The sequence below is a fragment of the Agrobacterium sp. 5Ca39 genome (genome assembly GCF_055382365.1).
This window is the reverse complement of sequence record NZ_AP026436.1, coordinates 2469522-2483625: the sequence shown is the minus strand read 5'-3', so window position 1 is coordinate 2483625 and position 14104 is coordinate 2469522. Positions and strand designations below refer to the sequence as shown.

The following is a 14104-nucleotide window of genomic DNA, read 5'->3' as shown; positions in this document are numbered from 1 at the left end:
ACTGATAAAAACAAAACATGTGAAACGGGAAACACAGCTTGTTAGGGTCCTTTGCAGGCAGCATGAATGCCGCCGGTCTTCTTTCGCGGATGGCGTATCGCCATCTGTGTGTCGGCCTCACGCCGTTACGTCTGCATGTTTCACGTTTTGCCAATCGTGCGCCGGAGGGGCTGGTTGCGGCACCGACGGATCTTCGGGCAATCGATCCCTATTTTGCCGAGGAGTTGCTGCGCGGCCGTATCGCGCTTGCCGGCCGTGTCATGGAAACCGGTGGCCACTCGCCTTTTCAGGTGGAATATCCTTCGCTTGTTTTTGAAGAGCGGCTGCACGCGTTTAGCTGGCTGCGCCACATCCGTTCCGACAGATCGAGCGAGGCATGCAGGAAGGCCCGCCGTATCGTCGCCGAATGGATGGCCATCCATGGCAAAAAGCTTGCGGGGGTTGCGTGGGCTCCGGAAATCGCGGCGCAGAGATTGATCGCCTGGCTTTCTCACTCGCCCGTGGTCCTATACGAAGCAGATGCGGGTTTTTATCGCCGGTTTCTGAAAAGCCTGGTCTTTCACGTGCGTTACCTCGAGAAAATCGTCAGGCACGCGCCGGATGGGGAGGTGAGACTGCGGATCAGGATCGCGCTTGCCATGGCTTCTATCGCCATGCCCACCCGGATGTCGCGGATCGCGCGGCACGGAATGAAGCTGGCTCAGGAAATGGAGCGGCAGATCCTGCCTGATGGCGGGCATGTCTCCCGCAATCCGCGCGTGATGCTGGATCTGCTGCTCGACCTTCTGCCCCTCCGACAAAGCTATATCAATCTCGGCCATGACCTGCCGTCCGGGCTGGTTCCTGCGATAGACCGCATGTTTCCGGCGATACGGTTTTTTCGGCACCAGGGCGGCGATCTCGCCTTGTTCAACGGCGCAACAGCCACGCTCGCCAATGAGCTTGTTTCGGTGCTCCGTTATGATGAGACAGCGGGCCGGCCTTCAAAGGTGTTGCCGGATGTGAATTATCACCGCCTTGCCGCGGGCGAAACGGTGGTTATCGTGGATACGGGCTATCCTGGCTCGGCCGAGCTTTCACGTAACGCGCATTCGGGCTGCCTCTCTTTCGAGATGTCATGCGGAAAAAACCGCTTCATCGTCAATTCCGGGTTTCCGCGAAATGCGGCGCCTGAATATCAACGGGCTAGCCGGTCGACCGCTGCTCATTCCACCGTCACGCTTGCCGACACGTCTTCATGCAGACTGTCGCGGTCCAGATTGCTCGGACCGATCATGGTTTCCGGTGTCAGCCAGGTCGATAGCCGGCGCGAAACGGGTGTAAACGGCAATGATGTCCTGTGGGCGGCGCATGACGGATATCTTCACAACTTCGGCTGTTATCACGAACGGGAGATAGAGCTGAATGCCGCTGGCACCAAGATAAAGGGTCGTGACCTGCTAAGGGCCGATCACAATGCCGCAAACGCGCAGACCCAGTCGGTCTCGGCGGTTTCGCGTTTCCACATCCACCCCCATATCCAGCTGCACCAGCGGGATGATGAGTCAATTTATCTTGAGGCCGCGGACGGAACCACTTGGTTGCTGACGGCACCGGGGTTGGAGCTTTTCATGACCGAGGACGTGTTCATGGCCGATGCGTCCGGCATGCGGCCATCGCAGCAGATCGAGCTACCGTTCAATCTCGCCAATACGCGGGAGATTCGTTGGCTTATTGAGCGTCAGGCCTGAGCCTTTCCCCCTGGAATTTGGCAAAAATACCCTAGTTTTTATCCTTCGACGTCCCCGCTGTTTATTCTTGCGGTAAGCTGTGTTAACGCGGCGGCAATTGCTGGAAAACCCGTTCCAGCCTGTCCTCCCCGTTTAACGGAGTATATTCGATGGCCGTCGTATCCAAAAAAATTCCCGCTCCCGACAAGGTCAAAATTCGCACGGCGCTTCTCTCCGTGTCCGACAAGACCGACATTATCGAGCTGGCGACAGTTCTGTCCAAACTCGGCGTCAAGCTGCTCTCGACGGGCGGAACGGCAAAGGCTATTGCCGATGCGGGTCTGCCGGTGACGGATGTCTCCGAGGTCACCAATTTTCCCGAGATCATGGATGGCCGCGTCAAGACTCTGCATCCCAACGTGCATGGTGGGCTTCTGGCAATCCGGGATGATGCCGAACATGTGGATGCGATGAAGGCTCACGGTATTGAGGCCATCGATCTTTCTGTCATCAATCTTTATCCGTTCGAGGACGTTCGCGCCAAGGGCGGCGATTATCCGACCACGGTGGAAAACATTGATATTGGTGGTCCGGCCATGATCCGGGCATCGGCGAAGAATCATGCCTATGTGACCGTGGTGACCGATCCGTCCGATTATCCTGATCTGGTTGAAGCCCTGCAGGCCGATGACGGACAGACAAACTATGCGCTGCGCCAGCGCTTCGCCGCCAAGGCTTATGCCCGCACGGCTGCTTATGACGCAATGATTTCCAACTGGTTTGCCGAGGCGCTCGCTATCGAAACCCCTGACTACCGCGCCATTGGCGGCGTGCTGAAGGAAAAGATGCGTTATGGCGAAAACCCGCACCAGAGCGCCGGTTTTTATCTGACCGGAGAAAAGCGGCCTGGCGTGGCAACAGCGACGCTTCTTCAGGGCAAGCAACTGTCCTACAATAATATCAACGACACCGACGCCGCCTACGAACTGGTTGCGGAGTTCCTGCCGGAAAATGCGCCGGCCGTTGCAATCATCAAGCACGCCAATCCCTGTGGCGTCGCGACCGGTCCGACGCTTGCAGAAGCCTACCGGCGAGCGCTGGCATGCGATTCCGTCTCGGCCTTCGGTGGCGTCATCGCTCTCAACCGCACGCTTGATGCGGAAACGGCGGAGGAGATCGTCAAGCTTTTCACTGAAGTCATCATCGCACCTGATGTTACAGAAGAAGCAAAATCGATCATTGCCCGCAAACCTAACCTGCGACTTCTGGCGGCCGGCGGCCTGCCTGACCCGCGCGCGGCCGGCATTACCGCAAAGACGGTTTCGGGCGGCCTTCTGGTCCAAAGTCGCGATAATGGCATGGTCGAAGATCTGGATCTCAAGGTCGTCACCAAGCGCGCGCCGACGGCGCAGGAACTTGAAGACATGAAGTTTGCCTTCAAGATCGCCAAGCACGTGAAATCCAACGCCGTCATCTACGCCAAGGACGGCCAGACAGCGGGTATCGGCGCCGGCCAGATGAGCCGTGTCGACTCAGCCCGTATCGCGGCTCAGAAGGCCGAAGATGCCGCCAGGGCTCTCGGTCTGGCTGAACCGCTGACCCGTGGCTCTGCCGTCGCTTCGGAAGCCTTTTATCCCTTTGCCGATGGCCTGCTTGCGGCGATTGCCGCTGGCGCGACTGCCGTTATTCAGCCCGGCGGTTCCATGCGCGATCAGGAAGTGATCGACGCTGCCAATGAGCACGATGTTGCGATGGTCTTTACTGGCATGCGTCACTTCCGCCATTAAGCGCGATATGATCAGAAATGAACAAGGCCCGAAGAGCGATCTTCGGGCCTTTTTGTTTCACGTGGGACAGTGGCGTGAGGGGCTCAGGTCACTGCGCCGACCTGCCAGGGCACGAATTCATTATCGCCATAGTCGTAGATCTCGCTGACAGTCTTGTTGCCGGAGGCCACCGCTATGATGTGTTCGAAAATTCTTTCGCCGGATTCTTCGATTGTTTCGTTCCCGGTAACGATCTCGCCGCAGTTCAAATCCATATCTTCCTTCATGTGTTCATACATTTCGGAATTTGTGGCGATCTTGATGCATGGCGCAGGCTTGAAGCCGGAAACCGAGCCGCGGCCGGTGGTGAAACAGATGACGTTACAGCCGCCGGCAACCTGCCCTGTCACGGCGACAGGGTCGTAACCGGGTGTGTCCATGAAGACGAAACCCTGCTCCGTTACTGTCTCCGCAAATTCGTACACCGCCTTCAACGGCATGGATCCGCCCTTGGCGACCGCGCCCAGCGATTTTTCCAGAATGGTTGTCAGGCCGCCAAGCTTGTTGCCGTGAGAGGGGTTGTTGTTGAGTTCATCGCCGTTACGAGCCGTGTAATCCCGCCACCAATCGATACGCTGCAAAAGCTTTTCGGCGACGGCAGGGGTGATGGCGCGCTTGGTCAAAAGATGTTCGGCGCCGTAAATCTCCGGCGTTTCGGAGAGAACTGTGGTGCCGCCATTGCGGACGATGAGGTCGGAGGCATATCCGAGGGCCGGGTTGGCGGAAATGCCGGAGTATCCGTCGGAACCGCCGCATTCCAGCGCCACTTTCAGCTTTGAAAGAGGCTGTTCCGTACGGCGTGCGGCATTGACCATCGGCAGCATGGCCTTAATCTCGGCAATTGCCGCGTCGATCGTTTTGCGGGTGCCGCCATGCTGCTGGATTGTCATGGTGCGCAGCCGGTCGCCCTCCTCCATCTTGTAATGTTCGAGGATAGGCGCGATCTGGTTGGTCTCACAGCCCAAGCCGATCAACAGGATGCCACCAAAATTAGGATGGCGGGCATAGCCTTGGATGGTGCGGATCAGCAGACGGTAGCCTTCCGATTTTGTATTCAGCGCGCAGCCCCCACCGTGGGTCAGCGCAACGACGCCATCGACGTTGTCGAAACCATCAAGGCCGCCCTGCTTGTTGAAATAATCGGCGATATAGCGTGACACCGTGGCGGAACAGTTCACAGAAGCGATGACGCCAATATAGTTTCTCGTTCCGACACCGCCGAGGCCACGGTCATATCCCATGAAGGTACGGCGCTCGGCTTCCGGCACCATGCCCTTCTCCTCAATGTCGACGCTGAACTGATGCGCGTGTTCGGAAGGCACCATGGCAAGATTGTGCAGGTGCACGTGCCGGCCAGGTTCGATGTCCTGGGTGGCGATGCCAATCACCTGTCCGTATTTCAGCACCTCATCTCCGGATCTGATGAATTTAAGGGCCACTTTGTGCCCGCGCCCAATCAATTCGAGCGCCGCCAGATCGCCCCTGCCCGTCGCGCCGCCCGCCGGGATGGACCGACGCGCCACCGCGACGTTGTCGTTGGCGTTCAGCAAAATGGTTGCCTCGGAATTCTCACTCACGGATGTTCCTCCTCCCGGTATATTGTCTGCTATGTTCCTGAATCAGTTTTCGACCCAGCGTCTCTTAGAACCTTCCAGATGGGTATGCATGGCGGCCTGCGCCAACAGCGGGTCTTTCAGTTCAAGCGCGGCGAGAATGGCCTCATGTTCCTGAAGAGCATGGGTCCAGGTATCGCGGTCTTCAAACTTCACGCGGAGCTGGGCCGAAATGGGGCTATGGCGCTCATCGAAAAGGTTGGCCACCATTCGGGCTAAAACGCTGTTACCGGATTGCTCCGCTATTGTGACGTGAAACAGCCGGTCCTGATCCAGCGGCTTGCGACCGGCCTCTATTTCCCTCTGCATGGTATTGAGTATCTGGCGCAGGGTCGCGATCGCTTCATCGGTCATCCGGCTTGCCGCCAGCACGATGGTGGCACCCTCCAATGCGGCGCGCGCCTGCATCAGTTCGGAGGGGCTGTCGCCAAGCGATTTGGTATGGTGGGTCGTCTGCAGCGCTTCCGCCGAAACATAGACGCCGGAACCCATACGAATTTCCACTGTGTTGTCGATCTCAAGCGCAATCAGGGCCTCGCGCAACGAAGGCCTTGATACACCGAGCTTCTGAGCCAGTTCCCGCTCAGCGGGAAGCCGCGTACCGGGCAGGAATTCACCCAGATCGATGAGTTCGCGTATCTGGTCCGCAATCTGCTGATAAAGCCTGCGCGGCTCCACTATTTTGGCCTGACCACTCATGAGTTTTACGACAAGTCCTGTCTGAAGTTCATATTTGGCCTTACCGTAGCGCCAAGCGTATCAATACGCAAGAAATTACTTAAATATTTGAAATTACAATTTTTTTATCGACGAAATTTAGATATGAAATTTTCGCTCTGCTCCGGATTCGCAAATTTTGAGCTAATTGGCTTGACCATTTAACAAAACCGGCCTAACCATTTGACCTGTTCATGACCCCGGTGGAGCGGGGAACGGGTGGGAGGTTCCAGATGTCGCAGGGCGCATCGACAATTCAGGGCGAGTACTCGCCTGAGGAGATGGCGCGCGCGGAGCGTTCGGCCCTTCTGCGTCTCGAAAATATCAGCAAGGAATTCCCGGGCGTCAAAGCCTTGTCGAATGTGCATTTCGATCTGCGCAGCGGCGAGGTGCATGCTGTCTGTGGTGAGAACGGGGCGGGAAAATCGACGCTGATGAAAATCATCAGCGGTGTGTACCAGCCAAGTGATGGCACCATCCTGCACAAGGGCGTGAAGGTGCAATACGCCTCCCCGCTCGAGTCCGAAGCTGCCGGCATCGCCATCATCCACCAGGAACTCAATCTCGTTCCGCATCTTTCTGTGGCCGAAAACATCTATCTTGCGCGCGAACCGCGTCGCGGTTTCCTGGTTGACCGCAAGAAGCTGCGCCTCGATGCCATGCGCTGTCTCGACCGGCTGGGTGTCGATATCGATCCGGATCAGATCGTCCGCGGCCTCTCCGTCGCCCAATGCCAGATGGTGGAAATCGCCAAGGCGCTCTCTCTTGATGCTGAAGTGCTCATCATGGATGAGCCGACTTCTTCTCTGACGGAGCAGGAAACCCGCCTTCTCTTCAAGGTCATCAGAGACCTCAAGGCTTCCGGCGTCGGTATCGTCTATATTTCTCACCGTCTCGACGAAATGGCCGAGATCGTCGATCGTGTGACGGTCTTGCGCGACGGACGTTATATTTCGACCGACGACTTCGCCTCCATCACCGTTGATGACATCGTCACGCGTATGGTCGGGCGTTCGCTGGAGGATAAATTCCCCGAGCGCACGTCGCGCCCGACGGAGGATATCATCTTCTCCGTCGATGGGCTGACCCGCAACGGCGTGTTCAGCGATGTCAGTTTTTCGCTTCGGCGTGGCGAAATCCTGGGTTTTGCCGGCCTTATGGGCGCAGGTCGAACGGAAGTCGCGCGGGCGATTTTTGGGGCGGACCCGCTCGATGCCGGCAAGATCACCTTCAATGGGCGCGAGCTTTCGATCAGCTCACCGCAGGATGCGATTGAAGAAGGCATCGCCTATCTCTCGGAAGACCGGAAAAGCGACGGCCTCGCCATCAAGATGTCGGTGGCGGCCAATACGACGCTCGCCAATCTCGGCGAACTTTCCAACCGTTTTGGGCTGATCGACTTCAGGAAACACGACGAGGTCACCAAGCGATACGTCGACCTCTTGAATATCCGCACGCCTTCCATCGAGCAGACCGTGCGCCTGCTATCGGGGGGGAATCAGCAAAAGATCATCATCGGCAAGTGGTTGTTCCGCCAATCCCGTATCCTGTTCTTCGATGAGCCTACACGTGGCATCGATGTCGGTGCGAAATTCGCGATCTACAAGATCATGGATGAGCTGGCCGCTCAGGGCATCGGCGTCATTCTCATCAGTTCGGAGCTGCCGGAAATTCTGGGGCTGACGGACCGCATCGCGGTTTTCCACCAGGGCCGGATTACGGGCGTGCTCGAAACCGTCAAGACCAATCAGGAAGAAATCATGCGGTATGCGTCCGGTTACGGCCGGGCCGCGCAGTGAGGAACGACATGGCCAATATTGCAGAACCCAAAAAGGGCTTCGCTGTCAGCGATCGCCAGAAGGACATCATCCAGAAATTTGCCGCGCTCGGCAGCCTGTTCGCCCTTGTCGCGGTGTTCTCCGCCACCAGCAGCGCCTTTTTTACCGTCAATAACGGCATGACGATCGCGTTGCAGGTCACGTCCATCGCTCTGCTCGGCATTGGCGCCACCTGTGTCATCATCACCGGCGGCATCGACCTTTCCGTCGGTTCGGTGCTGGCTCTTGCAGGGGTTGTTGCCGCTCTTGCGGTGAAGGAACTCGGCATGCCGGTGCCGGTCGGCATGTTGCTCGGCATTCTGACGGGTGCGCTCTGCGGGCTGATCAACGGGCTGCTGGTCACGCGCTTCAAGCTGCCGCCCTTCATCGCCACGCTCGGCATGATGCTGATTGCCCGCGGTGTGGCATTGCAGATCACCGGTGCGCGCGCCGTGTCCGGCCTCGGCGAATCCTTCGGCGAACTTGGCAACGGCGCCCTTTTCCGCATCGTCAATATCGGTGATGACGGCTTTCCGAATGTCGTATTTCCAGGCATCCCCTACCCTGTCATCCTGATGGTGGTGATTGCGCTTGCGGTGTCCTTCATGCTCAACCGCTCGATCCTCGGCCGCCACATATACGCCGTGGGCTCCAATGCAGACGCCGCACGTCTTTCCGGCGTCAACGTCGCCCGCGTCACTAACTTCACATACATCCTCTCCGGTACGCTTGCTGGGTTGACGGGGTGCGTTTTGATGTCGCGCCTCGTTACCGCCCAGCCTAACGAAGGTGTGATGTATGAGCTGGATGCCATTGCCAGCGCGGTTATCGGCGGCACATCGCTGATCGGCGGCGTGGGCACGATTTCAGGCACGGCCATCGGCGCCTTCGTCATCGGTATCCTGCGCAACGGTCTTAATATGAATGGCGTCTCTGCCTTCACGCAACAGATCATCATCGGCCTCGTCATTCTGGTCACCGTCTGGATCGACCAGTTGCGCAACCGCCGCTGATCAAAGGGCTGCGGACCCTTTCCGCAAAAAAGATCGGCAGGGGAGGCCCGGTATGCCGACATCACGGAGGAAGAAATGAAGAAAATTGCGACTGCCCTTCTGACATCCGCAATCGCGCTGTGGAGCGTTTCCACCGTGCAGGCCGGTGAAATCGCCGTCATCGTCAAGACCGTCAATTCGACCTTCTGGCAGAACGTCCAGAAGGGCGCCGATGCGGCCATGAAGAATTCTTCAGGCAACACCATGACCTTCCAGGGTCCGGCTGCGGAATCGGCCATTGCCGACCAGGTTAACATGGTTGAGAACGCCATCAACCGTAAGGTCGCCGGCATCGTGCTTGCACCTTCCGATCCGGACGCGCTGGTGCCTGCTGTCAAGAAGGCCTGGGAAGCCCGTATCCCCGTCGTTCTCATCGACTCGCAGCTCGCCAAGGGCTCTGAGCAATATTACCAGTCGTTCCTCGCGACCGATAACAAGAAAGCCGGCGAACTGGCAGCGCAGGCGCTGATCGACAAGGTGGGCAAGGAAGGCAAGATCGCCGTCATGTCCTATGTCGCCGGGGCTGGTTCTGAAATCGGCCGCGTCGGCGGTTTCACCGATTACATCCAGATGAACTCAAACCTGAAGATCGTCGGCCCGTTCTACTCGCAGTCGCAGATGGCGACCGCGCTGAACCAGACGACCGACGTTCTGGCCGCCAATTCGGACCTGAAGGGCATTTTCGGCGCCAATGAGCCGACGGCCATCGGCGTTGGCCGTGCGCTCGCCCAGTCCGGCAAGGCCGGCAAGGTCGTCGCCATCGGCTTCGACGGCAACCAGGATCTGCAGAACTTCGTGAAGGACGGCACGCTCGCCGGAATCGTGGTTCAGGGCTCCTATCAGATGGGTGAAAAGGGCGTCGAAACCGTCACCAAGCTCATCAACAAGGAAAAGGTCGAGAAGTTCGTCGACACCGGCGTCGTTGTTGTCACCAAGGACAATATCGAAAAGCCGGAAGCAAAGAACGTTCTTTACTGATCAAGCGATGACGCGCCGCTTCACCGGCGGCGCGTCTTTCCAAAGGCAAGCTGGAAAGTCTCCGCAATGAAAGTCTCCGATACACGTAAATTGCCGCGCCGCGCCGTCGACGTTACCGTCATGGGTCTCGGTTGCGCCCAGATGGGCAATCTCTACCGCGTTACGCCCTATGAAGAGTCCAAGGGTGCGTTTGACAAGGCATGGGAAAGCGGCATGCGTTATTTCGATACCGCGCCGTTTTATGGATATACGCGGTCGGAGCGTCGCCTGGGGACCATGGTGACGGAGCATGACCGGAGCGAATATTCGCTGAGCACCAAGGTCGGTCGCGTTATGGTTCCCGATGAGACCGTTGGCCCCGAAGAGGATGCCTATATTGCGCCGCTACCCTTCCGCCCGTTCTATGATTATTCCTATGATGGCATTCTACGCTCTTTCGAGGCCAGCCAGCAGAGGCTCGGCGTTCTGAAGCCGGATATTCTTTATGTGCACGATATCGGCTCCTACACCCATGGCGAAAAGCACCAGCATTACTGGGAGCAGCTGACCGCTGGCGGCGGCTTCCGGGCGCTTGGCAAGCTGCGTGAGGAAGGTTCAACTGGCGCTATCGGCCTTGGCGTCAACGAGTGGGAAATTGTCAACGACGCCATGGATGTCTTTGACATCGACGTCGCCATGCTTGCCGGCCGCTATACGCTGCTGGAGCAGCAGAGCCTTGCTTTCATGAACCTCTGCGCCGAAAGCGGTGTCGGCATCGTTGTCGCCGGTGCTTTCAATTCCGGCATTCTCGCGGGCAACCGCAAATTCAATTATGCCGATGCGCCTGCCGATATCCTTACGCGGGTTGATGCGCTGCAGGGTGTCTGCGAAGAAGTCGGTGTGTCGCTGCAGGCGGCTGCATTGCAATTTCCGCTGGCCCATCCGGCTTCGGTCACCGTCGTCTCGGGCGCGCGGAATGCGCAGCAGCTCGCTTCCAATATCGAATGGTTCGAACAATCTATTCCGGATGAGTTCTGGGCGGAACTGCACAGACGCGGTCTGATCGCCGAAGGTGCGCCGGTGCCGGGCGGAAAGGCCTGAGGCAATGCTTATCGACGCCCACCAGCATTTCTGGTTAATGAAGGACCGTGCCGGCCAGTGGCCGCCGCCGTCGCTCGCCGCCATCTACCGGGATTTTCTTCCAGCGGATCTGTCGCCATTGCTGGCCGCGGCCGGAATTTCCGGCACCGTGCTGGTTCAGACGATGGAGACGGCTGCCGATACGGATTTCATGCTGGCGCTGGCGGAAGAGACAGATTTCATCAAAGGTGTGGTCGGCTGGGTGGACATGAAGTCTCCAGATGCTGCAACTGAAATCGCCCGCCGGGCAAAACATCGGGCGTTCAAAGCCGTGCGCCCGATGCTGCAGGGCATGGAAGACGTGGCATGGATCGATGATCCGCTGCTCGATCCCTCCGTGGCGGCGTTGGTGAACCACGGCCTGGCGTTCGATGCGCTGGTCCTGCCGCCCAATCTGCCGCATCTCCTCGCCTTTGCCCGGCGTCATCCACAATTGCCTGTTGTCATCGACCATGGTGCCAAGCCGCTGATTGCGACCGGCCGCTACAGCGCCTGGCGCAAGGATATGGGCGCTTTGGCGGCTCTTCCCAATGTCCATTGCAAGCTCTCCGGCCTCCTGACCGAGCGCGGCGATCAGCGACCGGAAGCAGTGCGGCCCTATGCCGAAACCATTCTGGAGCTGTTCGGCGCAGACCGGGTGATTTTCGGCAGCGACTGGCCGGTTTTGCGACTGGCGGGCGATTATCAGGAATGGCTGGGCTTCTGTCGCGATATCGTGCCGGCAGCGGACCATGCGGCAGTCTTCGGCGGTAACGCCATTCGTTTTTACTCCCTTTCCCACAGGTGATCCATGCTGGCGATTTTCTGCGACACTCCCGGTCAACTCAGCGCCAAGGATCTGCCTAAACCTGTGCGTGGCGAAGGTGAGGTGCTGGTGCGCGTCCGTCGCATCGGGGTTTGCGGTACGGATCTCCACATCTTCACCGGCAATCAGCCCTACCTCTCTTATCCGCGGATCATGGGCCATGAACTTTCCGGTACGGTTGAAGAGGCGCCGCAAGGCAGCCATCTGTCGGCCGGCGACGTTGTTACCATCATTCCGTATATTTCTTGCGGGAAATGCAGCGCCTGCCTGAAGGGCAAGAGCAATTGCTGCCGCAATATCGGCGTGCTCGGCGTTCATCGTGATGGCGGCATGGTGGAGTATCTGAACGTGCCGCAGCAATTCGTGTTGAAGGCTGAAGGGCTGAGCCTCGACCAGGCGGCGATGACCGAATTTCTGGCTATCGGCGCGCATGCGGTGCGCCGTGGCAATGTCGAGAAAGGACAGAAGGTTCTGATCGTCGGCGCCGGACCGATCGGCATGGCGGTAGCGGTTTTCGCGGTTCTCGATGGCGGCGAAGTCACGATGATCGATGGCCGCACCGACCGGCTGGAATTCTGCAAGGAGCATCTCGGCGTCGCCCATACAGTGTCGCTTGGGGACGGCGACAAAGATCGTCTTTCCGAGATTACCAACGGTGATTTCTTCGATGCGGTCTTCGATGCGACCGGTAATCCTAAAGCCATGGAGCGCGGCTTTTCCTTCGTCGGCCATGGCGGTTCGTATGTGCTTGTTTCCATCGTCGCGAGCGATATCAGCTTCAACGATCCGGAGTTCCACAAACGTGAAACGACGCTGCTCGGCAGCCGAAATGCGACGCCGGAGGATTTCGAACGCGTGTTGCAGGCATTGCGGGAAGGGAAAGTACCTGAGGCGCTGATTACGCACCGTATGACGCTTGCCGACGTGCCATCGCAGTTCGCAGGGCTGACCGATCCGAAAGCCGGAGTCATCAAAGGCATGGTGGAGGTCGCATGACGCCCGAGACGCCCATCCTGCAATTCGGTACCAGCCGCTTTCTTCTGGCGCATGCGGACCTCTTTGTCTCGCAAGCGCTGGAAAAGGACGAGGCTATCGGTCGCATCGCGATTGTCCAGACAACCGGCAATGCGGAAAGCCTGAAGCGTGTCGCGGCGCTGAATAGTGGCGCGCCCTACCCCGTGCGCATTCGCGGCATCCGTGACGGCCGGAACGTGGATGAGGAAATTGAGGGCAAGGCTGTCGCGCGGGCCCTGACCTCGGCAACTGAATGGGCCGAAGTACGCCGCCTCGCCTGCGAAGCTGCTGTCATCTTGTCCAATACCGGAGACCGCGGTTATGAGCTTGATTCTGCGGATGGCGCAGATCTCGCGGCGGATTTTACGGCCGTCCCGAGGAGCTTTCCGGCGAAACTCTGCATTTTGCTGCTCGAACGTTTTCAGCGCAATCCGGAAGCGCCCGTGTCCATCTTTCCTTGTGAACTTGTGCCGCGTAATGGCGAAAAGCTGAAAGAGGTCATTCGCCGGCTTGCCGATGAATGGCAATTGCCGGCGGGTTTTGCCTTTTACCTGAACGAAAAGTGCCGTTTCGCTAATAGCCTGGTCGATCGCATCGTTTCCGAGCCTATCGATCCGGTAGGTGCAGTGGCGGAGCCTTACGCGCTCTGGGCGATCGAAAAGCAGGAAGGGCTTGTCCTGCCCTGCACTCACCCTGCCGTGGTGCTGACGGACGATCTCGATCACTATGAAAAGCTGAAGCTTTTCCTGCTCAATCTCGGCCATTCCTATCTGGCGGAACGCTGGCTGCAGGATGCGCGGGCGAAGGACGAGACGGTGCGCCAGGCAATGGACGACAGTGCACTCGTCGCGGATCTGGAAACGTTATGGCGCGACGAGGTTCTGCCGCTCTTTATTGCTGAAGGCATGGGAAATGATGCGCAGGCCTATATCGGCGTGCTGCGGGAGCGTTTGCGCAATCCCTTCCTTGCCCATCGGCTGGCCGATATCGCCGGTAATCACGATGAGAAGAAGCGCCGACGCTTTGCTCCGGTCATTGCCGCAGCGGACCGGCTGGGATTGAGCCTGCCGCAATCAAAGCTGCGCGCGGCGCTTGCCACCATCAGAAAGTAACGGAGTTTTTCATGCAGCGTATGGGAATGGTCATAGGCGTCAAGCCGGAGATGATCGCGGAGTATAAAAGGCTGCATGCCGCCGTCTGGCCGGAAGTTCTGGCGCTGATCAGCGATTGCAATATCCGTAACTACACGATTTTCCTGCGGGAGCCGGAAAACCTGCTGTTTGGCTATTGGGAATATCATGGCACCGATTTCAGCGCCGATATGGCGAAGATGGCGGCCAGCCCCAAGAACCAGGAATGGTGGTCTTTTACGATTCCCTGCCAGAAACCGCTCGAAACCCGCAGGGACGGCGAGTGGTGGGCTATGATGGAAGAAACCTTCCACCACGACTGAA

12 protein-coding genes are annotated in these 14104 nt (G+C 58.3%); 10 read left to right on the top strand and 2 right to left on the bottom strand.

What is annotated here, in order from left to right; genetic code table 11:
* Nucleotides 1–62: 62 nt before the first annotated feature.
* Nucleotides 63–1730, top strand: a complete 1668-nt coding sequence (locus ACZ47E_RS12165; RefSeq protein WP_037090061.1) for a heparinase II/III family protein — start codon at nt 63–65, stop codon at nt 1728–1730.
* A gap of 149 nt (nt 1731–1879) precedes the next feature.
* Nucleotides 1880–3496 carry a bifunctional phosphoribosylaminoimidazolecarboxamide formyltransferase/IMP cyclohydrolase gene (purH, locus tag ACZ47E_RS12160; protein WP_037090062.1) on the top strand — a complete coding sequence of 539 codons (1617 nt, stop codon included), beginning with the start codon at nt 1880–1882 and terminating at the stop codon, nt 3494–3496.
* Between the two features lie 83 nt (nt 3497–3579).
* Here purH and ACZ47E_RS12155 read toward each other — a convergent pair whose 3' ends face one another.
* Both ACZ47E_RS12155 and ACZ47E_RS12150 read right to left on the bottom strand, forming a co-directional pair.
* Nucleotides 3580–5112: a UxaA family hydrolase gene (locus ACZ47E_RS12155; RefSeq protein WP_022557036.1), complete on the bottom strand. Its 1533-nt coding sequence runs from the start codon at nt 5110–5112 to the stop codon at nt 3580–3582.
* A 42-nt stretch (nt 5113–5154) separates the two neighbouring features.
* Complete coding sequence (locus ACZ47E_RS12150; protein WP_278067098.1) at nt 5155–5847, bottom strand: FadR/GntR family transcriptional regulator; 693 nt, start codon at nt 5845–5847, stop codon at nt 5155–5157.
* A gap of 251 nt (nt 5848–6098) precedes the next feature.
* Between ACZ47E_RS12150 and ACZ47E_RS12145 the strand changes: the two genes are divergently transcribed.
* From ACZ47E_RS12145 to ACZ47E_RS12110, 8 genes are all read left to right on the top strand, one after another.
* A complete protein-coding gene (locus tag ACZ47E_RS12145) occupies nt 6099–7664 on the top strand; it encodes a sugar ABC transporter ATP-binding protein (protein ID WP_278067097.1) in 1566 nt (521 codons plus the stop codon).
* Between the two features lie 8 nt (nt 7665–7672).
* Entirely contained in the window at nt 7673–8695 is a 1023-nt protein-coding gene (locus ACZ47E_RS12140) for an ABC transporter permease (protein ID WP_278067096.1), read from the top strand.
* Between the two features lie 75 nt (nt 8696–8770).
* On the top strand, nt 8771–9712 hold the full coding sequence (locus ACZ47E_RS12135; RefSeq protein WP_004444202.1) for an ABC transporter substrate-binding protein: 942 nt from the start codon (nt 8771–8773) through the stop codon (nt 9710–9712).
* A 66-nt stretch (nt 9713–9778) separates the two neighbouring features.
* Nucleotides 9779–10792, top strand: a complete 1014-nt coding sequence (locus ACZ47E_RS12130; protein WP_173614913.1) for an aldo/keto reductase — start codon at nt 9779–9781, stop codon at nt 10790–10792.
* Nucleotides 10793–10796: 4 nt separating this feature from the next.
* Nucleotides 10797–11618: an amidohydrolase family protein gene (locus ACZ47E_RS12125; protein ID WP_464016857.1), complete on the top strand. Its 822-nt coding sequence runs from the start codon at nt 10797–10799 to the stop codon at nt 11616–11618.
* A 3-nt stretch (nt 11619–11621) separates the two neighbouring features.
* Nucleotides 11622–12632: a zinc-binding alcohol dehydrogenase family protein gene (locus ACZ47E_RS12120; protein WP_278067094.1), complete on the top strand. Its 1011-nt coding sequence runs from the start codon at nt 11622–11624 to the stop codon at nt 12630–12632.
* Nucleotides 12629–13762 (top strand): mannitol dehydrogenase family protein, encoded by a 1134-nt coding sequence (locus ACZ47E_RS12115; protein ID WP_184288709.1) that lies wholly within the window; start codon nt 12629–12631, stop codon nt 13760–13762. The genes ACZ47E_RS12120 and ACZ47E_RS12115 overlap by 4 nt, the downstream gene beginning before the upstream one ends.
* Before the next feature lie 11 nt (nt 13763–13773).
* Entirely contained in the window at nt 13774–14103 is a 330-nt protein-coding gene (locus tag ACZ47E_RS12110; protein WP_006700267.1) for an L-rhamnose mutarotase, read from the top strand.
* The last annotated feature ends 1 nt before the right edge of the window (nt 14104 follow it).